Here is a 21620-nt window from a genome sequence, read left to right on the forward strand (position 1 = left end):
TAAACAATAATTAATATTGAATGTTTCATAATGATTTTAATGAACTTTATCAAAAAAAGAAAAGAAATGAAAAAATCAGTGTTTTTTCATTTCTCCTATTCCATCTTAAAAAAAACATATTATCTCTTGTTAGATTCTAAAGAAAGCTGTGTACAAAGAGACTTGATCTTAAGGGCAATCTTTTGGGCACGAATCTTTTCTGTCTTATCATTTTTTCTTAATAAATAAACATCTTTTAATTCATCAATGGTATACATGCTTGTCACAAATGTTGGAAGATGATTAATATCACGATAAGAAAGAATAGTTAGCAGAACTTCATCACGTGACCATGAAGTCACATTCTCTTCTCCAAGTCCATCGAGAAGAAGATAGGGAATATTTAGAATATGACTCAAGAATGAATCATCGCTGTAGTTTCCAAAGTGTGTCTTCATATCCAGAAGGAATGTCGGAAAATGACAGATGCCAACATCCTTTCCTGTTCTTGCCAGCTTATTCATAAGTCCTGCCATCAGCACGGTCTTGCCTGTTCCACTTTCTCCATAAAGATAGAGTCCCTTTTCACTTGGGGCCATAACATAGGCAAGAATAGATTTCAATGCAGCTTTATTGTTATTGGATAACTCTGTTGCTCTTAATGCATATTGATTATTAGATAAATCAGTCAAGGCTAAAGAAGAAGAGACATTATTGTAAAGGAAATGAGAAAGAATATGGGATTCCTGTTCTTTCATCTTGCCGTATTTACAATATTTAAGGGGCATATCAAATACACCATTTTCATAAGTCAAAACACGGCAAAGTCCCTTTGAGACTTTAGGACATGACTCAAGAGAAGTACATGATTCACACTGATCACGGTCTTCCTTGTAGTCGATCAGTTCTGCCCAATAGTCACCAAGCTTCTCCATTGAAAGATGATACTTATTTGCAAAATCCTTGATCGTAGGATCTTTCAATAGCTCATAAAGCGATTCTTCTTTTCTTTTTTGAATATCAGACTGAAGTTTTAATGTCTTTGATACTTGAATCATATATTAAATACCTTTCACTTTCTGCAGCATTGCAACGAGATCATCATTATCTAAAGGATCACTTATCACTTCTTCATTCGTGATTTCTTCTTTCTTTTCTTCCTCTTCGTCCTGTTTCCCTTTTCTAATACGCATTGCCTGTTCATAAGCCTGTTTTACTGTATGAATACGACGACGTGCCCATGAGGCACCAATTGTTTCACAGTAGGAACGAGGCAGCTTATTGTTATTGATTCCCATGACAAGTTCAATTAACACATTCACGACCCCAGGATTAAGACCTAGCTCTACCATCAGTGTTTCAGCAATAGAAAGATCATGAAGAACTGGTTTACCGCCACCTTGCTTACGTTTCAATAACTCATAGGGACTGATTGTTTCAAGGTAAAGAAGATGCTGATCTAAAGCTGAATGAGAATGAGAATTCATCTTAAACTGATCAGGCTGTGTACGATAGATTTCCTTAAGTGTAGAGAAGCTGTTCATCTTGTAGACATTCTTAGCTTTCTCTCTTAATAGACGTGTATCAATTTCCTGATTATGATAAGACTCTCTTACTACTGATGCTAATGTCAATGCATCAAGACTATAGATGATGGCCAACTGTTTAATAAGATCTTCATGAGCTGCAATCTTCTTATGGGGAATACCATAATCTCTAAGTGATTCATAGAATAATGATAAATCATACTCAACATGGAATTCTTCATAGCTTTCTTCATCTACATCTTTAAAGCTTAAAGCTCTAGCATTAGAAAGATCTACACTGTAGACATCAGTAAAACGTGAAGAGATATCTTCATAGTCATTTCTGTTTTCATGTGATGATTTAAAATAATGAATAGTAATATTCAATTGTTCTTCACCAAGCGTATGTCTTAATGCCTGCACTAGCACCTGATTGTGAAGAAACTTATTTAATGACAATGGATGCTGAACAACATAAAGATAGATTGTCTTTTCTTCCGATTGTCTAAAAGTACGAAGCAATCCAATTCCTTCTAGCATCTTGCAGGCATTTTCTAATTGATCTAATGAAATATTCAAATACGATGTAAGACGCGATAACCCACAGTAATGATGAAAGTGAGTCATTCTTTTAGATTCTTCATATAAAAAATGATAAACACTGTATGCTCTTTGTCCAATGAGAGGCAAATACAGATAGGAAAGAATATCTCTTTGACGTTCATCAATAGGATATGTTCTTTCACATATATAAAGATCTGTCTTAAAAAGCATGTTTAACCTCCCTTATGACATCATCCACCTGCTTGTAGAGTTCTTCAAGATTCCCATCATTATGGATGATATAATCTGCCCTTTTTTCCTTTTCAGCCAAGGACATCTGACTCATGATGCGCACATGCGCTTCTTCTTTAGAAAAATGATTTCTTTCCATGAGTCTTTTAAGCTGTATTTCATAGGAACATGACACAACAATAATGAAATCACATAAGATATCATACTGCTTTTCAAAAAGCAGTGGTACATCCAAGATGACTTCTTCATGTTTTTCAATTTCCTTTTCTATTTCTTCTCTAACATACGGAAGAACATAGGATTCTAAAATATCTTTTTCTTTTTGATCATGAAAAACAATCTTTCCTAATGCTCTCCTGTTGATTTCTCCTTCTTCTACAACCGTAGGAAAATGAGCACATACTAATTCATAAGGCTTCTTTCCTTTCATCAATGCATCATGAGCGATCATATCAGCATCGATAATAAAATAGCCTTTCTTCTTAAGATAAGAAGAAACCGTGCTCTTCCCTGTCGCAATACCACCAGTCAATCCAATTACTTTAGTCATCAAATGTATCCCTGATGCTTTCTATCACCTTAATGACATCAATAGAATCCTGATGTGTCATATAAGGAGATTCAATTTCAATATAGGCAATAGCTTGATGGACGGCCTTGATTTCAGGATAAAAATCATCCGGTGCTTTCGCAATGCAGGTCATTGATTCCCCATCATCGGTATCAATGACAGCTTCCATTGGACGATAGAACGGTGACATGGTAATAGTCCCTCTTGTCCCCTTGATAGTCATATCTCTTCTTTCTGGTGCATCAATACTGCAGGAGAAAGAGGCTGTTGTCCCATTTTCAAATGTGATTTCTACTTCATCATGAACATCAACACCATGTTCTTTTCTCACTTTTGATGAAATAGAAGAAATTGGTGAGTGAATATAATCTAAAATACTTGCGACACAGTATGTCCCAGTATCATAAAGTGCCCCACCTTGACTTTGATCAAAGAGATAGTGATCAGGATGATAGTCCACCTTTGAATTAAAGTGATTAGAAATATGTACAATATCACCAATGATACCTTTTTCTATTTCTTTATGTAGAATATGGGTCAAAGGCATGAATCTTGTCTTCATGGCTTCCATGAAGAACAGATGATGATCCTTGGCATACTTCGCTACTTCTTCCATCTCCTTGGAACTAAGCATCGCTGGCTTTTCACAAAGAACACATTTATTGTGTTCAAGAGCTTTCATGCTCCAATGATAATGAGAGCCGTGAGGCAATGCGATATAGACCACATCTACTTCTGGATCTTGAAGGAGTTCATCATAAGAATCATATAGCTTACAAGGATTATATGTCATGAAATCCTTTCTTTTTTCTTCACTATGACTCGCTCCTGCATAAAACTGTGCTTCTTCAAAATGAGAAAGACTTTCCACAAATCTATGAGCAATGCGTCCTAAACCTAATACACCCCACTGTAACATATCAATATCTCCTTTTCTGGCAGACGGGACAATAATATGTGCCACGTCCTCCTAACATTATTTTCTTTATTTCCCCATGACATTTCTTACATGTTTTTTGCATATGTACATCTAGCTGTACTTGAAATAAGCCATGGATGCCATTGGCATCAAATGAATGAATTGTCGTGCCGCCTTGTCTGATGGCTTCACTTAATACTTCATCACCAATAGAGATAAGCTGTGCCACTCTTTTCTTAGAAAGACGCTTTCCTCTTGTACGAGGATCCATGCCCATTCTAAAGCATATTTCATTCGCATAGATATTGCCTATTCCTACAAAAATATGCTGATCTAGTAAAAGCGTCTTAATTGGCAATGCACTTTTATGAAGCTTGTCATAGACATCTTCTACATGTGCATCATGAGGATCTACTCCTAGCTTATTAAATGGCGGATATGAAAGATAGTGTAATTTATCGCATAGTTTCATACGACCAAATTTTCTTGTATCATTGTATCTTAATTCACGGCCATCATTTAAATAAAACACGACGTGATCATGTTTATCTAATGGAGATCCCTGTGGTTTTATATTAAACTTTCCTTCCATTCTAAGATGGGATATAAAGGCGTAATCATCCAGAATGAAAATCAGATATTTGCCAAAACGATCGATGTCTCTAATATGCTGATCTTTTAAGACTCCTTTAAAGAGCGCTGTATCATCTTCTATTATCTTATCATAGAAAACATCCACCGATGTGATTTTTGCATCTAAGATAAAATGCTTCAATGTACGTCTGACTGTTTCTACTTCTGGTCCTTCTGGCATTTTATCACCTACTTAAGATCACACCAGTTATCAGCGTAATTGCCATCTACCTTTAATGGGACATCAAGTGTAAAGCATGTTTCCATTGCTTCTCTTACTACTTTTGTAAATTCTTCAATTTCTTCTTTATAGACATCAAAGATCAATTCATCGTGTACCTGAAGAATAATCTTAGATTTAAAATGATGCTTCTTGATTTCCTGATCTACCTTGATCATCGCAAGTTTCATGATATCAGCACCAGATCCTTGAATTGGCGCATTCATCGCAAAACGTTTCGCCTGTTCTCTTACCATGTAGTTTTTATCATGAATAGTTGGAATATAACGTTTTCTATTTAATACAGTAGAAACATATCCATCCTGTTCACAGTTCTTCACGATATTTTCCATATAGTCCCTGATTTCAGGATATGTCTCATAATACTTCGCAATAAATGCTCTTGCATCAGATAATGACATACCGATATCTTTAGCTAATCTGAATTCAGTCATACCATAGATAATACCGAAGTTGACCGCTTTAGCCTGTCTTCTCATATTGCTTGTGACTTCTTCATCAGCGACCCCAAAGACTAAGGCTGCTGTATGCGCATGAATGTCTTTTCCTTGCTTAAAGGCTTCAATCAAGCGTTCTACATGCGCTAAATGCGCAAGAATACGAAGTTCAATCTGTGAATAGTCAAGTGACATAAGATAGCCATGATCAGAAACGAAAGCCTTTCTGATCATCTTTCCTTCTTCTGTTCGAACAGGAATATTCTGTAAGTTTGGATCCACTGATGAAAGTCGACCAGTCTGTGTCAATGTCTGCTTGTACATTGTATGAATCTTGCCATCAGGGAAGATCTGATCCTGCAAACCTTTCAGATAAGTAGAAGACAGTTTTGTCAGCATTCTGTATCTTAATACCAATGGTACGATAGGATGCTGATCGATAATCTTTTCAAGAATATCCTGTGATGTAGAATAGCCGGTCTTTGTCTTCTTGCCATTCTTTAATCCTAGCTTTTCAAATAAGATTGTTCCTAACTGTTTTGGTGAAGCGACATTAAAGCTTTCTCCTGCCAATGTATGGATTTCTTCTTCTAGATGTCTTATATCTTCATCGAAATCATGATCCATCTTCTTAAGAACATCTACATCAACTTTAGCACCGGTCATTTCCATATCAGTAAGAATATGTGTAACTGGCATTTCAATATCTTCATAAAGATGATACTGTTCTTCTTCCTTAAGTTTCTTGATAGCTTCTTCTCTTAATTCATAGATTGCTCTTGCTTTTGAGACACAGTCTTTCGCAAGCAGATCATCTTCTGGGATATGATGTTTTGCCCCTTTACCATAGACTTCTTCATCATACATGATGTCATCGTATTCATAGAAATCACAGACATTCTTCATGTTTTCCTTAATAGAAGGAGAAAGCACATATGTTGCTAGGGAAAGATCGAAATCAAATCCTTTGATATCAATGCCATTCCATTTAGCTCCAGCCATGCATCCTTTGATCGCAAAGCCATACTTTTTCTTGTTTTCATCTTGAAGATAATCAATGAACGCCTTGTCATTTAAGGCATCTTCAAAAGAGATGAAGTAAGATTGTTCATCATTGTAAAGACCAAATCCTAAAATAATGGATTTATGATAGTTTTCATCAAAGATGGATACATAAAGTGCACTATCTTTCTTGATTTCTGGCATCTTAGAAACAATCTCATATTTTAAAGCACTTCTTTTTGGCTTTTGAGAAAGTGTCAATGATTTAAGAAGAGAATTCATCTGGTATTTTGTATAGAACTCTTTTAATTTATCAAAAGCAAACCCTTCGTATTTAGCAAAGTCAAGGTCGATGTCCAATGGGACATCTTTTAAGATGGTTGCCACTTTCTTTGAAATCAAGGCATCATCCTTGCCATTTCTTACTTTTTCTCCTAGTTTTCCTTTGATTTCTTCCGCATGCTCTACGATATCTTCAATTGATCCAAACTGATGAATAAGCTTTAACGCTGTCTTTTCTCCTACACCCTTGATTCCTGGAATATTATCAGCTGTATCTCCCATTAATCCTAATAAATCTCTTACCTGGTCAGGAGTGATATCCCATTTTTCTCTTAAGACCTCAGGCGTGTAGATATCTAATTCTGTTACCCCTTTGACTGTACGATAGATTGTCGTCTTATCGCTACATAGCTGGAAAGCATCTTTATCTCCTGTATAGATAGAGACCTTAAGATTGTTTTCTTCCCCAAATTTAGCCAATGTACCGATGATATCATCACCTTCAAAGCCTTCTTTTTCACAATATGATACATTGTGTGCATCAAGGTATTCTCTTACAATCGCAAACTGAGGGATCAATTCATCCGGTGTTGCTTTTCTTTGTGCCTTGTATTCTTCCATCAGATCATTTCTGAAGGTATGTTTTCCATAATCAAAGGCAACGATGACATACTTTGCATTCTGTTCAAGAATTTTATCCATCATTCTTGCAAATCCAAAGACACCATTAAGAGGAATGCCATCCTTGTTAATCATATAATTTCCCATATATCCAGTCGCATAAAATGCTTTAAACAATAGGGAATTTCCATCAATCAATATTAGTTCATTCATTATTTTATTTCCTTTACTTTATTTACCACAAGTGAGAGTGTCTCTCTCATTTGTACTCTTACTTCCATAGCTACTATCTTACCACGCTTAAGTGAATCTTTATAGCGTTCATATGATTGAGAAAAACAAACACAATCCTGCTGACTTGTATCATCTTGTCCTTCGATAAAAGCCATTTCTCTTCCTCTTTTATCGACGACACTTTTGACTCTGCTAATGCTCATAATGACATTGATGCTCTTTCCTACATATTGACTTACATCACATAATGAAATAATAGGAATAGAGAGCTTCTCTTTTACATAAGTCAAAGGATGTGTTGTTAAGTATAATCCTAATACTTCTTTTTCTTCTTCAAGCTTTCGATAGCGATCTTCTTTAATATAATCGAGAATAGGTTCTTCATCTACACCAATAGTGTTTTTCAAGTGAACATATTCTACCATCTTATCCAGATTACCTTTTATATACGCGCGATTCTTTTCAAATTCATCAAAGGCCCCCGCTTCAATAAGCGCATCCATCATGCTCTTATTCATACGTGTCTTTTCCATTCTAGCCAAGAAATCATAAAGATCAATAAATGGACCTTTTTCTCTTTCTTCACTGATACTGCGATAGCCAGCATAGCCAACATTCTTAATGGCTGTCAAAGAATAGCGAATGCCTTCTTTCTCTACTGTAAAACGATCCGTTGACTTATTGATCGAAGGAGAAAGAATCTTTACGCCATACTTCTTTGCTTCCTGAATACAATGCAATTTCGTTGAAGAAGATGCCCCCACATTAGATAAGATGGATGCAAAGAAAATACGTGGCGCATTTGCCTTGAGATAGGCTAACTGATACGCAATGATCGCATAAGCTACACTATGGGACTTATTGAAACCATAGTTTGCAAACTTTTCAATTAAGTTGTAGATTTCCACAGCTTTCTCTTTAGAATGACGATTTTTTATCGCCCCTTCAATAAATTCCTCTTTCATCATCTGCATAGCCTTGATATTCTTCTTAGAAATCGCCTTTCTAAGCATATCTGCCTTTCCTAAAGAAAAGCCAGCGATGATTCTCGCAATCTGCATAATCTGTTCCTGATAGATAATAATGCCATATGTTGATGAAAGAATACTCTTCAATTCTTCAGTTAAATAGACAATCTCCTTTTGATTTGCTCTATTTTTAAGATACAAAGGAATATTATCCATCGGTCCTGGACGATACAAGGCTATAGCCGCAATGATATCGTTTAGCTCTCTAGGTTTCATACGTCTTAATAGATTGCGCATTCCCGCTGATTCTAGCTGGAAGACACCAAACGTATCCCCACGCGACAACATTTCATATGTCTTTTGATCATTGAGAGGAATATCCTGCAGTGAAAGATCATAGCCTTCTTTATGTAGATCTTTAAGTATATAATCAATCATTGTTAAGTTCTTTAAGCCAAGAAAGTCCATTTTTAATAGTCCTGCTTTTTCAATGTAATCCTTGGAATACTGTGACATCACCATATCTGAAGGACCAATCACAAGCGGTACACTTTGACTTAATGGTCTTCTTGAAAGAACAACCCCTGCTGCATGCATGGAAATATTACGTGGCAGATGTTCTACAACACTCATTGCCCCAATAAGTTTACGCAGGGCTTTATTTTCATTGATAAGACTTTGAAAAGAAGCAGAAGTCTGATAGACTTCCGTAATCGTCTTCTTGTTCTTTGGTCCTGTTGGGACCATCTTCGCAATCATCTCTAATCGAGGAAGCGGAACATTCATGACTTTCCCGATATCCTTGATTGCGACACGTGGGCCATAGGTTGAAAATGTGACAATCTGACAGACATGATTTTGTCCATATTTTTCTATGACATAACGTACGACTTCGTCACGTCGATCATCCTGGAAGTCGATATCGATATCTGGCATGGAGACACGTTCTGGATTAAGGAATCGTTCAAATAGTAGATCGTAGGCTAATGGATCTACATTCGTGATTCCTAACACATAAGCCACAAGACTTCCGGCTGCTGAACCTCTCCCTGGACCTACGAGGATATGATGTTTCTTTGAAAATTGTACGTAATCCCAGACAATGAGGAAGTAATCATCAAAGCCCATAGAATGAATAACATCAAGCTCATAGCTTAATCGTTCAATATAAGGCTTCGTTACCCTCTGCCCTTTAAATCTTTTCTTCAGCCCTACTTTGCATAGCTCTCTTAAATAAGTTTCAGCACTCACATTGGCAGGTGTAGGATAAGCAGGAAGATTCTTGATTCCTTGAGGAATAGTTGCCTTGCACATCTGTACAACACGCGCTGTTTCCTCCATCAATGATGCTGGAATGCATGCTTTGATTTCTTCTTCACTTTTAAGATATCGTTCGTCACTTACCACTTCATATTGTACAGGAAGTGTGCGTCCCTCCTGACTAGCGCTCATAAGATCGACCGCAAGGGCATCCTGCTTTCTTAAGTAACATACGTCATTTCCCCATAATAACTTAATATTAAGATATTTTGCTAAAGCGATCAGACGTTCATTTCTATTTTTTTGTAAGGCGATATGATGATTTTGAATCATGATGTAATAATGATCCTTAAACATCTCTTTAAATCTTCTTAAATATTTTTCAGCTTCCTTTTCCATATCTTTTAAGACAAGTCGTTCTACTATGCCTTCATCGGAGGCAGAAATAATAAGAAGATGGGCTACATAGGGGATCAGATCATCTAAAACAATGGCTCTTTCTTTAGAAAGATTGATCTTGCTTGTTAAGGAAATAAGATCAAAGTATCCCTGATCATCAATGGCAAGCAATGTCATAGGATAATGTTCTCCATTGATAAGAACTGTTGCTTCTAGACCAAATATAGGCTTGATATTGGCCTTTGTACACTCTTCATAGAATTCATAGGCGCCATACATATTATCTTTATCACATAAAGCTAAAGCATCAATATGTTTCTCTTTAGCCATCTTGACAAGATCTTTTATTAGAATTGTACTTCTTTGAAAGCTGTAGGCACTTTTTATTTGTAGATGTCCAAACATGATCTTCACCACCTTTACATTGCAATTATTATACCAAAGAGTAAATCAAGAAAAAAGCGATACAAAAGAAAAAGAGACCGTAGTCCCTTTATCCTAAAGTTTTAATCTGTCCTAATACATCCTGACACTTCTCTAAAGCAGCCTTGTGTCCAATAACACACACGCTTGCCATTTTACCCATTTCGTCCAATGTATCCGCAATATCTAGTAATGCATCATTTTTCATTTCAAGCATTTCATTACGATATAGACATTCTTTTTCATAATCGATGCCTCTTAGATAATTGCCATCAGCCAATTCACCTTGAGAGCGGGCACTTCTCAATGGTTCACATTTAGCAATAGAACTGATGATAAACTGTTCTACATCACCATTTTCTTTTACAAATGTTCTTAGATAATCTCCCGCATGACGATAGATAGAAAGACTTCTAGCAACATCTGGATCACGATAAGAGTAATAAGCCAATGTACCTAGACTACCGCTCGCAAAGCCAGTACCATAAGCGCCACCTTTGACTCTGACTTCATTCCATAAATGATCAAATGAAAGCATTGTAGAAGCTACTCTCCAGACACCTGAATACTGTCTATGAAGGGCATAGAGATTATAAGCTAAGCTGGCATAAGATACCCCATTTGGAATTTCAATACCAACATTTTCTGACTGTTCTACATTTAAATGTGTTCCTTCTATTTCTGATGATTCATCGAAAGCATCGACCAATGGCTTAACTAATGATGATTCTAATTCATCATAAGAAGTTGAAGATGTCAATCCAATAAGCATTCTATTTCTAGTCAACTGCTGGGACTGTACTTCTCTTAGTTTTTCAATGAAGGCATCTCCCTTTTCTTCAAATGAAGAAGAAAGATCTTTCAAGTAGAAATAAGCATCCAAGCCATCCATCACTTCATTGAAGAATGCTTCTTTTGAATAAGAAGAAAGCGCTCTTCTCATCGCATACTGATGACCACTATTGATAATATCATTTCTAAATCCTTCCTGTACCTGCAATAGAAGCGGTTTAATGAAGTCTTTACGTGTAAAATCAGTTTCACATAAGATCTCTTTAATAAGTCTGATTGCTTCTGAAACCTTTGAAGAAAGGACATTACATTTAGCAATCAAGAAGATACGGAGATCATCAGTGTGACCAGGCATAGAAGTTGAACCTAAATCAAAGCTCAATCTTCCAGTGTTGCCTTTCATGTCAATAAGAAGCTGTGTAAGTTCTCTTTTTGTTGGAAGACTTCCTAAAAGATTAGGGAAGAACGAGATTGCACTTAATGTTTCTTTATCTTTTACATCAAGTTCAAAGTAGACATTCAAGTAGACAATACCTTCATTGCCAAATGGGTGAACAAGCACCTTGACTCCATCATATTCACGAACATCAGTAGGAATCTTTTCTGGTAATGGATTCATATCTTTAAGTGATAAGTGTGGAATTGTCGCAAGGGCTTCAGGTGTATCCTTAGCTTTCTGCCATTCATCCAATGCCTTATTTTCTTCAATATGTTCCACTTTTTCTTTTTCTGTCATTTCATTGACACGTGAAAGCAGTCTTTCTTTTTCCTTCTGTTTTTCCTCTTGATCCAATGTCACACTAGGAACAGCCGTAATGGATACAAACTGATCTTCAAATAATTCTTTTAGAAGATCTTCATAGTAATGTGTATCAAGATCTTTTCTCAATGATGCAAACATATCATTGTATGTTAAATAGGTAGCTGGATCTCCATCATAGAGCCAGGCGTTAAGTACCTGAATATTATGCATTAACGCTTTCGGTTCTCCAACATCTCTTGCTGCAAATTCCATCTGGTTCAATGATGCTTCAAGCTGTTTTTTATTTAAGCCTTTTTCTAATAGTTCATCAATGACCTTCTTGATTGTTGCTCTGATTTCTTCAAGACGAGAAGCTTCTGTATTGACTGCTTGAACCTGGAAGAAGGCCTGTTCAATACCATCAGTTAATACTGTATAGAAATCCTGTGCGAGATGTGCATCCAAGATTGCTTTTTTTAATGGAGCTTCATTAGAACCAGTCAAGTAGTCACTTAAAATATTAATTGCAGAAAGTTTCTTCTTTTCTTCATAGCTTGCAATAACTTTACCAAAGGAAATCTGTGTACGCTCACTGGCATCTTCTCCTTGAGCAAGAGGGTATAACATTGTGATATCTTTCTTTTCCACATTATCCTGCATTGGCAATGCATAATCTTCATTGTTTTCTTCATATCCACTTAAGTAAGTGCTGATTTCCAAAAGGACACGATCAATATTCATATCCCCTTCTAAATAGAAGTAAGCATTAGAAGGATGATAGTATTTCTTATGATTAGCAATAAACTCTTCATAAGTTAAATCAGTGATCGCTTCTGGTGCACCACCAGAGACATACTGATAACAGTTATCAGGATAAAGCTGTCTCATCATCTCATTATCGATACGTGTATTAACAGAAGACGTAGCACCCTTCATTTCATTTAAGACAACGCCCTTATAGACAGGTTCTTCATCAAGACTGCGCATTTCATAATGCCATCCTTCCTGTAGGAAAATATTCTTGTTTGTATAGATGGCTGGTTTAAATACCGCATCAAGATAAACCTTTGTTAAATTCATGAAATCCTGTTCATTCTTGCTTGAGACAGGATACATTGTCTTATCTGGGAAAGTCATCGCATTTAAGAATGTGTTCATCGATGACTTTAGTAGTTCTACAAATGGTTCTTTTACAGGGAAATTATCTGAACCACATAATACAGAATGTTCAAGAATATGGAATACGCCTGTATCATCGCTTGGTAATGTCTTAAAAGCGACTGAGAATAGCTTATTGACATCCTTAGTTGCCAAATAAATAAGCTTAGCACCAGTAGGATGAACAAATTCTAATAGTTCTGCTTTTTGTTCTTCAATATATCTTTTATTTTTAAGTGTAAATCCATGAAGGATTTCTCCTAGTTTCATCATTTTCATATTCCTCCTTAGAGTAAGGTTCATTATACATCAATTTCTTATCTTCGTGTGCTTAAATGACTAAAAAAGAACATGAATTTAATCATGTTCATTAATATAGCTCTGAATACGTTCCTGAACCATTTCTGCAATCTCAGTACTTGTGAGATCTTTGTAGTCATCATAGGTTACTGGTTCAAAGAAGTGAATAGCACAATTTACCTTTTTTAATGAATTATAATCCAAGACTTTAAAACAGTTGATCATGGCACATGGCACAATTGGTGCTTTTGCATCAATTGCGGCCTTGAATGATCCACCTTTAAATTCAAGAAGATGATTCCCTTCACGAGAACGTGTTCCCTCTGGGAAGATCACAGCTGGTAAACCATCTTTTAATTCTTTTGTAGTAGAACGAATGACCTTCATGGACTGACGAAGATTCTTTCGAGAAATAGCATGATATTCCATATTATCAAGAACATCTGCAGCTAAAGAAATTTTTCTTAATTCTTCTTTGTAGACAATCTTGAATGGCTGATCTAAGGCATCAAATAAAGCAAGAATATCAAAGAGTCCCTGATGATTAGGTGTTACAAGAAAGCCCCCTTCTTTTGGAAGATATTCTGTACCAGAGATATCAAGTTTCACTCTTGCTCTTCTTGTTGCTTTTCTTAAAAGTTTTCTTGTCCAGTTAATACGTTCTTCTAAAGAATAGCGTTCTGGATGTTTTTTATACCTTTTAATCTGAAAAATAAGAAAAGGTATTTCAAATAGGAATCTTATTACAAGATATACGAGTCTTAACATATTATACCCTTCTATATACTTCTAATGTAAATGTTTCAAATGGTCTTTTTTCCACACAGGTATATCCCATATCATCAAATGATGGGAAATATGTTTCTCCTGTGTGCTTTCCTGGAATACGAGATAATAGAATTTCATCTGCCAATGGCAATGCCTGCTTATAGATATTAGCACCACCACAAATGAAAAGATCTTCCCCTCTATCTTTATATTCCTGAATGACATCTTCTAATTGATGTCTTACTTCTACTTCATCTGAAGTAAAATCACTTCTTGTTAAAATGATAGTCTTGCGCTTAGGCAATGGACGAGATCCCATTGCCTTAAATGTATTCATTCCAAATAATACTGTATGATTGAGTGTTGTTTTCTTAAAGTGCTTTAAATCTTCTGAATTAGACCAAGGCATCCCATTTTTTGTACCTTTTTTTCCAATGAGAAGATCCTGATCTGCTGCAACGATAATTGTGATCATTAAACGCTCACCTTTCCTACTAGTTTTCCATCTGATACATAATCTTCAATCTTGATATCTTCAATCTTGAAATCAAAGATGGATTTCACTTCAGGATTCAATACAAGACGAGGCTTTTTCTTTGGCGTTCTTTGAATTTGTGTTTTTACAACATCCACATGATCTAAGTAGATATGTGTATCACCTGTCGTATGCACAAACTCTTTTGGTTCATAGCCACAAACCTGTGCAATCATGCATGTCAATAAGGCATAAGAAGCAATGTTAAAAGGTACCCCTAAGAACATATCAGCACTTCTTTGATAAAGCTGACAGCTTAAATATTTCTTATCGCTTGAAACATAGAACTGCATTAATGTATGACATGGTGGCAAAGCCATCTCATCTACCTGAATAGGATTCCATGCACTGATGATATGTCTTCTTGAAAATGGATTATTTTTTAGACCATCAATCAGTTTAGCAAGCTGATCTACACCCTGATAATTAAAGTTTCTCCACTGTGCTCCATAAACTGGTCCAAGATTGCCATGCTTTTTCGCAAAGTCGTCATCTTCTTTAATCTTTGCGACAAACTCTTCCAATGTTTCACCATTATAGTCATCGCTTTTCTTGAAAGCTTCATATGGCCATTCATTCCAGATACGTACATTTCGATCTACTAGATATTTAATATTCGTATCTCCTTTTATAAACCAAAGCAATTCTTCCGCGATGGGTCTTATAAACATCTTCTTTGTGGTCATCAATGGGAAACCATCACGTAAATCATAACGTGTCTGCATACCAAAAACACTGATTGTTCCAGTGCCGGTACGATCTTTTCTGACTTCTCCGTGATCTAATATATACTGTAATTGGTCAAGGTATTGCTGCAATGTAAATCCCTCCTCTAAATTTTATATCATCATACCATATCTTCTCCATTTTTTAAAAGAGTATTCTTATCTTATTGCTTTATTCATTAACATTCCTAAAAAAATAAGCTATAATATCCCCTGTTGGAGGAATGATATTATGTCTTTTAAAAGTTCAAAAATTGCCATTGTCGGAGTCGGCAATGTCGGTGCTACAACAGCTTATACCATTATCAATCAGGGATTATGTGAAGAAATCGTCCTTATTGATGTCAATAAAGAAAAAGCAGTCGGTGAAGCCCTTGATATGCAGCATTCTATTTTCTTTATGAACAGAAATATCAATGTACATGCTGGTGATTATGATGAATGCAAAGATGCGGATATTGTCATCATTACCGCAAGTGTCCCAATGGATCCTAATGCGACTAACCGATTAGATATGCTTAGCGGTTCTAAACGTGTGATGAAATCTATTATTTCAAGTATTATGGGAAGTGGATTTAACGGAATACTTTTAGTGATCTCTAATCCAGTAGATGTAATGACATACTATGCATGGAAACTTTCAGGATTACCAAAGAATCAGGTTATCGGTTCAGGTACAACACTTGATACCGCAAGACTTGCAGTAGAAATTTCTAACCTCTTTGATCTTGATTCAAAAAGCATTTCTGCTTATGTCATGGGTGAACACGGCGACAGTGAATTTGTTTCATGGAATACTGCCACAATTGGTGGAAAACGTCTTATTGATGTCATGAATGATAACACTGAACGTGTCAATGAAGAATCATTTGATAATCTTAAAGAACAGACAATCAAGGCAGGATGGGAAATCTTCCATCGTAAAGGTTCTACAACCTACGGTATTGCAGCGAGTGCTGCAGCGATTGTAAAATCAATCTTATTTAATGAAAACAAGATTCTACCTGTTTCTGTATATCTTGAAGGAGAATATGGACTAGATGGTGTCTATCTTTCAGCACCAACGATCATCAATAACACTGGCGCAAAAGAAATTGTAGAAATCAATTTAGCTGAAGATGAAAAGAAAGCCATGGATGCTTCTAATGATATCGTGAAGTCTTTCTATGAAGCCTTAAACGATTAAAAAAGATTCCCTAGGGAATCTTTTTTGATATTTCTTCTACCATCTTGTTGGCATCTTCATCATTGATAAGATGATAATCACAAGCACTCTCATAGAGTGCTTTTCTTTCGTTAAATAAAGCATAAAGCTTATCAGCGCCATCTTTTAGAAGCGGTCTTCCGCTTGTATCGACATCATTGACAATGTGGTCAATAGGACGATCAAGATAAAATACTGTACCCATCTTTTTAAGAAGTTGTGCGTTGCCTTCTTTCTTGATGACCCCGCCGCCCATCGCAAAGACAGTATTTTTCTTTTCAATAAAATCTTTTAAACATTCGCTTTCTTTTTGACGGAAGTAATCTTCAGAGATAGCGAACATATCAGGAATGCTCATCTGATATTTATTGACAAGATAATCATCTGCATCAATGAAATCATAATGAAGCTTTTTGGCTAAGAGCTTTCCAATAGTGCTCTTTCCACATCCCATGATACCAATCAATACTATATTCATACGCCTTTCCTTTCGTAATTGCCAAGCAATCTAAACTGATCTGTGCTGACTTTTAGTTCCTGTAATGCGGCTAAAACATTGTAATCTCCTAGATTGCCATCGATATCTACATAGAAGCAGTATTCCCAAGGGTTACCTGGCAACGGACGAGATTCAATTCTTGCCATGTTAATAAAGTGGTCTTTAATAATGCGCATGACTTCGAAAAGAGAACCAACTTCATGTCTTAATGTGAAGGCCATAGAAATACGTTCTGCATCAATTGGTGCTTCAAGTTCTCTGCCAATCACAATAAAGCGAGTATGATTGCTTTTATCATTTTCAATACCTGGCGCAAGAATATCCAATCCGTAAAGTTCAGCTGCTTCGCTTGAGGCAATAGCGCCAACTGTTGGATCGTTGAGTTCTGCGACAAACTTAGCTGCTACCGCAGTATTTCTATAACGGTGTTTTCCAATATGATGTTCATCAAGGAACTTAGATGTCTGCAATAATCCCTGAGGATGAGAATAGACGTCCTTGACATCTTCAATCTTAGCGCCTTTAACCCCCAATAGATTTTGAGAAATATAGAGCTGCTGCTCACCGACGATAAAGAATTCATACTGTGTGATGAAATCATAATTATCATTGATTGCTCCAGTAGAAGAGTTTTCTAGTGGAACAACACCATAATCAATTTCATTTTTCTTTAATGCTTCAAAAACATCTTCAAAACGTTCATAGTTCTGATTATTGACTTCGCCAAAATATTTCTTTGTAGCCTGATAAGAGAATGACCCAGGAACACCCTGATAGCCAACCTTGATTCCTTCTCTTCTTGGCTGAGCGATCTTCAATGGACTATTAGGCATCAAGGATGCCTGATAGGCTCTTGAGATATTCATATTATTGGTAATAAAGTTTTTAATGTAATTTAATAGCCCCTTATTCTTGACTCTTGCAAGATTCTTATTGATGACTTCTTTTTCACGTTCTTTTTGAAAAATCTTCATGCCGTGTTCTACTTTATATTTCACAACATCTCTAGAGACAGCCATTCTTTTTTCAAAAAGTCTGATTAATTCTGCATCAATTTCATCAATTTCCTGTCTGCATGTCTTTAAATCTTTCATAGATCCTCCATCATATCAAGCAATCCGATTGCGGCCATAGCTTCTACTACTACGAGTACTCTTGGCACAATACATGGATCATGTCTTCCTACGACATTTACTGTATCATTAGTCTTTGTTTTTACATTGATTGTATCTTGTGTTAAAGAGATGGATGGTGTGGGCTTTACACCAACAGTAAAGATGACTGGCATTCCGTTAGTGATACCTCCAGTAATGCCGCCATTATGATTAGTACGTGTCTTTACCTGTTCTTCTTCATAATAATAAGAATCATTGGCTTCACTTCCATACAATGATGTAATATCATCCAGATCACCAAATGAAACACTTTTTACTGCTGGAATTGAAAATAACAATGGAGAAAGATGTGCTTCTACACTATCAAAGAATGGGTTGCCTAGTCCTGCTTTTACACCGGTGATGGCACATTCGATCTTTCCACCTACGCTATTTTGATGCATGCGTGCTTCTTCGATGACTTCCTGCATTTTAATGAAAGCTTCTTCATCGATGGTAGGCTGATATCTCTTAAAATCATCACTGATGTCATGAGGAAAACGTGAATCCTTGACATCCTTGATAGAAAGAATATGCGCCCCGATATGAATACCCTTTTCTTTTAGAATCTGTTTAGCGATAGCTCCCGCAAAAACAATCGGTGCTGTCAGACGCCCGGAGAAATGTCCGCCTCCTCTTACATCATTAAAGCCGTGATATTTTACATAAGCAGGATAATCACTATGTCCCGGTCTCATTTTTTCTTTAAGATAGCTGTAGTCCTTAGAGTGTTGAGAGGTGTTGGCAATCATGGCACAAAGTGGTGCACCTGTTGTTATGCCATCAACGACTCCACTCATGATTTCTACTTCATCAGCTTCTTTTCTAGGCGTACTCATTTTATTTTGTCCCGGTGCTCTTCTTTTCATTTCTGCTTTGATCATATCCATATCAAGCTTAAGACCTGCAGGAAGATTACCGATCACAATACCAATGCCCTTTCCGTGGCTTTCTCCAAATAAAGACAATTCAATATGATGTCCCCAATTAGCACTCATGATATTGTCCTCCTAATTTTTTATAATCTTCAAAGAAATGAGGATAGCTCTTGCGTACACATAAAGCATCGTCAATTTCTAATGGTGATGTTAATCTTGTGGCTAGAATCGCTTCACTCATGGCCATACGATGATCATTGAAGCTTATCAGTTTGCCTCCATGCAAACTATCTTGACCAATGATAGTTAAGCTATCTTCTGTTTCTTTTACTTGAACACCACATGTTTCAAGCATAATGCGTGTGGCTTCTAAACGATCACATTCCTTAATGCGAAGACGCTGCGCATTGATAATATGACTTGTTCCCTTGGCAAATGCACAAGCTACACCAAGAGCAGGAATAATATCTGGAACCTGTGAGGCATCAATCGTTGTTGCTTTAAGCTCTTCTGCTTCCATCTTGTAACCCTCATCAGTCTTGATAAGCTTAGCTCCCATTCTCTCTAGAATAGGAATAATGTCTCTATCACCCTGACGTGAAGATAAGTTCATATTAGTAAGCGTTATATCATGTCCTATTGCGTCAGCGACCAAGAAAAAGGCTGATTGTGAAAAGTCAGCTTCTACATTATAGTTAGCTGCATGATATTGCTGATGTGGGGGGATGATAAAACGTTCATAGTTTTCATTGATGATCGTAATTCCAAAATGTTCAAGCATCTGTAATGTTAAATCAATATAAGCTTTTGATTCAAGCTTGGTTGTAATGACAATATGGGATTCTCCTTCTAGTAGAGGCAAAGCAAAAAGCAATCCGGTAATAAACTGTGAAGAGACATCTCCTCGCATATGGAATGTGCCTGGTGTAAGTGTTCCTTCTACATGAAGATCAAGCACATCTTTCTTGTAGCTATAGGAAATACCTTTTCTATCAAAGATGTCATAGTAAATATCCAAAGGACGCTTACCTAGCTGACCTTTTCCAGTAAAATGTGTCTTTGTCCCTTTTACACAGGCAAGTGGAACCATAAAACGAAGCGTAGAACCTGATTCTTCACAATTCATTTCTGCTTCTTTACTAAAAGAAGAAAGACCTTCAATAGTTACGGTACTGCCTTTTACGACAATATGAGCACCCAGTGCTCTCATACAGCCGATTGTTGCTTCAATGTCTTTAGACATAGAGACATCACCAATCACACTTACCCCCTTTGATAATGAAGCGCAGATAATGGCTCTATGGGCAAGTGATTTTGATGTTGGCAAAGCCAATAATCCCTGAAGCTTTGATGATTCAATGCATATTGGTTTCATTTACACAACCTCACTTGTCAAAATAAATGTATTTTCATCTTTATGAATAAAGTAATCGCCAATATCTTTAAGCAATACAAAAGAGAATGATTTATTGATATTCTTCTTATCATGTGAAATAGCTTCTAATAGTTCTTTTGTATTCACATCAGCTTTTAATGGGAGATCATAGTGACGAAGTACTTCTACAATACGATCAGCAGTCCCTTTCTTTGTTAATCCTTGTTCTTCCGCAATACGCGTAATAGCTACCATACCAATAGCGACAGCTTCTCCGTGAGAATACTTTTCATAATGATAGTGCTGCTCTATTGCATGACCGATTGTATGTCCGAAGTTTAAGCAAAGACGATCTCCAAAATCAAAGAGGTCTTTTTCTACGACATCTCTTTTGATATCTACACAACGATAAATGATTTCATCAATATCTTCATACAGTGCATCAAAGTTTTCATAGTTAGCCATTCTTTCAAAGAAAGCTTCATCTTTAATACAGCCATACTTGATGACTTCTCCCATACCATCCTTGATGAAATGAGGATCCAATGTCTTTAATGTCAATGGGTCAATAAGGACAAGAAGAGGATGCTTAAAAGCACCGACAAGGTTCTTTCCTTCAGGGACATCCACTGCCACTTTTCCTCCTACACTTGAATCCACCTGTGCTAATAGTGAAGTAGGAATCTGAATAAACTTGATGCCTCTTAAAAATGTTGCTGCTACAAATCCTGCAAGATCTCCTACAACGCCTCCACCCAGGGCAATAATCAAGTCTGTTCTGGTCATATGATATGCTAACAGCTTTGAGTAAAGTTCTGGAAGATGATCGAACTGTTTTGATGGTTCTCCATGTGGGATAACGATCTCTCCTACAGTATATTTTTCACTTAATTGTTTTTTTAGTTTTTCTCCATATAATGGATAAACATTATCATCAGAAATGATGACAATGCGTTCTCCTTCAAATAAAGATGAGATAGAAGATAACGCATGATCTAAAATGCCCTTCTCAATGACGATATCATAGCTATCCTTCTCTAAATTCACACGCATTTTCATAATTGTGTCCCCCTATTTAAGAAAGCTCCCATCCTAAAAGGACGAGAGCTTGTGATAGTCCATTACAGATTTAAGATAAAATAATGTTTTTTCTCTCATTTTATTGAAATAATCTTATTATTTATGCCATTATTTGTCAAT

At 36.3% G+C, this 21620-nt stretch carries 17 protein-coding genes; 1 reads left to right on the forward strand and 16 read right to left on the reverse strand.

Going from position 1 to position 21620, the window contains the following annotated elements; translation table 11 throughout:
- Positions 1-119: 119 nt before the first annotated feature.
- The 11 genes from T513_RS0100100 to thyA all read right to left on the reverse strand — a co-directional run bounded on the left by T513_RS0100100 (position 120) and on the right by thyA (position 15403).
- Positions 120-1037, reverse strand: coding sequence for a cell division protein ZapE (locus tag T513_RS0100100; RefSeq protein ID WP_029070085.1), 918 nt, complete (start codon positions 1035-1037; stop codon positions 120-122).
- 3 nt (positions 1038-1040) lie between these two features.
- Positions 1041-2279: a DnaD domain protein gene (locus T513_RS0100105; protein WP_051550648.1), complete on the reverse strand. Its 1239-nt coding sequence runs from the start codon at positions 2277-2279 to the stop codon at positions 1041-1043.
- Positions 2269-2850 carry a dephospho-CoA kinase gene (gene coaE, locus T513_RS0100110; protein ID WP_031588448.1) on the reverse strand — a complete coding sequence of 194 codons (582 nt, stop codon included), beginning with the start codon at positions 2848-2850 and terminating at the stop codon, positions 2269-2271. The genes T513_RS0100105 and coaE overlap by 11 nt, the downstream gene beginning before the upstream one ends.
- The gene (locus T513_RS0100115; RefSeq protein WP_031588449.1) at positions 2843-3790 is read right to left on the reverse strand and encodes a Gfo/Idh/MocA family protein; all 948 of its coding nucleotides are present in this window, start codon (positions 3788-3790) and stop codon (positions 2843-2845) included. Before T513_RS0100115 ends, coaE begins: the two co-directional genes overlap by 8 nt.
- A gap of 1 nt (position 3791) precedes the next feature.
- Positions 3792-4604, reverse strand: coding sequence for a DNA-formamidopyrimidine glycosylase (gene mutM / locus T513_RS0100120; RefSeq protein ID WP_029070088.1), 813 nt, complete (start codon positions 4602-4604; stop codon positions 3792-3794).
- Between the two features lie 8 nt (positions 4605-4612).
- Positions 4613-7219, reverse strand: coding sequence for a DNA polymerase I (gene polA, locus T513_RS0100125; protein WP_031588451.1), 2607 nt, complete (start codon positions 7217-7219; stop codon positions 4613-4615).
- Positions 7219-10272, reverse strand: coding sequence for a DNA polymerase III subunit alpha (gene dnaE / locus T513_RS0100130; protein ID WP_031588452.1), 3054 nt, complete (start codon positions 10270-10272; stop codon positions 7219-7221). Before dnaE ends, polA begins: the two co-directional genes overlap by 1 nt.
- 88 nt (positions 10273-10360) lie before the next feature.
- A complete protein-coding gene (locus T513_RS0100135) occupies positions 10361-13255 on the reverse strand; it encodes an insulinase family protein (RefSeq protein WP_031588453.1) in 2895 nt (964 codons plus the stop codon).
- 84 nt (positions 13256-13339) lie between these two features.
- On the reverse strand, positions 13340-14050 hold the full coding sequence (locus T513_RS0100140) for a lysophospholipid acyltransferase family protein (RefSeq protein WP_029070092.1): 711 nt from the start codon (positions 14048-14050) through the stop codon (positions 13340-13342).
- 1 nt (position 14051) lies between these two features.
- Complete coding sequence (locus tag T513_RS0100145; RefSeq protein WP_029070093.1) at positions 14052-14525, reverse strand: dihydrofolate reductase; 474 nt, start codon at positions 14523-14525, stop codon at positions 14052-14054.
- Positions 14525-15403 (reverse strand): thymidylate synthase, encoded by an 879-nt coding sequence (thyA, locus tag T513_RS0100150; protein WP_029070094.1) that lies wholly within the window; start codon positions 15401-15403, stop codon positions 14525-14527. Before thyA ends, T513_RS0100145 begins: the two co-directional genes overlap by 1 nt.
- A gap of 139 nt (positions 15404-15542) precedes the next feature.
- Between thyA and T513_RS0100155 the strand changes: the two genes are divergently transcribed.
- The gene (locus tag T513_RS0100155) at positions 15543-16496 is read left to right on the forward strand and encodes an L-lactate dehydrogenase (protein WP_031588455.1); all 954 of its coding nucleotides are present in this window, start codon (positions 15543-15545) and stop codon (positions 16494-16496) included.
- A gap of 10 nt (positions 16497-16506) precedes the next feature.
- On the opposite strand, the gene T513_RS0100160 is transcribed toward T513_RS0100155, so the two are convergent.
- The 5 genes from T513_RS0100160 to aroB are packed head-to-tail and all read right to left on the reverse strand — an operon-like array spanning position 16507 to position 21479.
- Positions 16507-16992, reverse strand: a complete 486-nt coding sequence (locus tag T513_RS0100160) for a shikimate kinase (RefSeq protein WP_029072418.1) — start codon at positions 16990-16992, stop codon at positions 16507-16509.
- Positions 16989-18107 (reverse strand): chorismate mutase, encoded by a 1119-nt coding sequence (locus tag T513_RS0100165; protein WP_031588456.1) that lies wholly within the window; start codon positions 18105-18107, stop codon positions 16989-16991. The genes T513_RS0100160 and T513_RS0100165 overlap by 4 nt, the downstream gene beginning before the upstream one ends.
- Positions 18104-19165, reverse strand: coding sequence for a chorismate synthase (gene aroC / locus T513_RS0100170; RefSeq protein WP_031588457.1), 1062 nt, complete (start codon positions 19163-19165; stop codon positions 18104-18106). The genes T513_RS0100165 and aroC overlap by 4 nt, the downstream gene beginning before the upstream one ends.
- Positions 19155-20420 (reverse strand): 3-phosphoshikimate 1-carboxyvinyltransferase, encoded by a 1266-nt coding sequence (aroA, locus tag T513_RS0100175; protein WP_031588458.1) that lies wholly within the window; start codon positions 20418-20420, stop codon positions 19155-19157. Before aroA ends, aroC begins: the two co-directional genes overlap by 11 nt.
- Positions 20421-21479, reverse strand: coding sequence for a 3-dehydroquinate synthase (gene aroB, locus T513_RS0100180; RefSeq protein ID WP_029070100.1), 1059 nt, complete (start codon positions 21477-21479; stop codon positions 20421-20423).
- Between the last annotated feature and the right edge of the window lie 141 nt (positions 21480-21620).

It is taken from the genome of Kandleria vitulina DSM 20405 (genome assembly GCF_000702065.1).
Classification (GTDB): domain Bacteria; phylum Bacillota_I; class Bacilli_A; order Erysipelotrichales; family Coprobacillaceae; genus Kandleria; species Kandleria vitulina.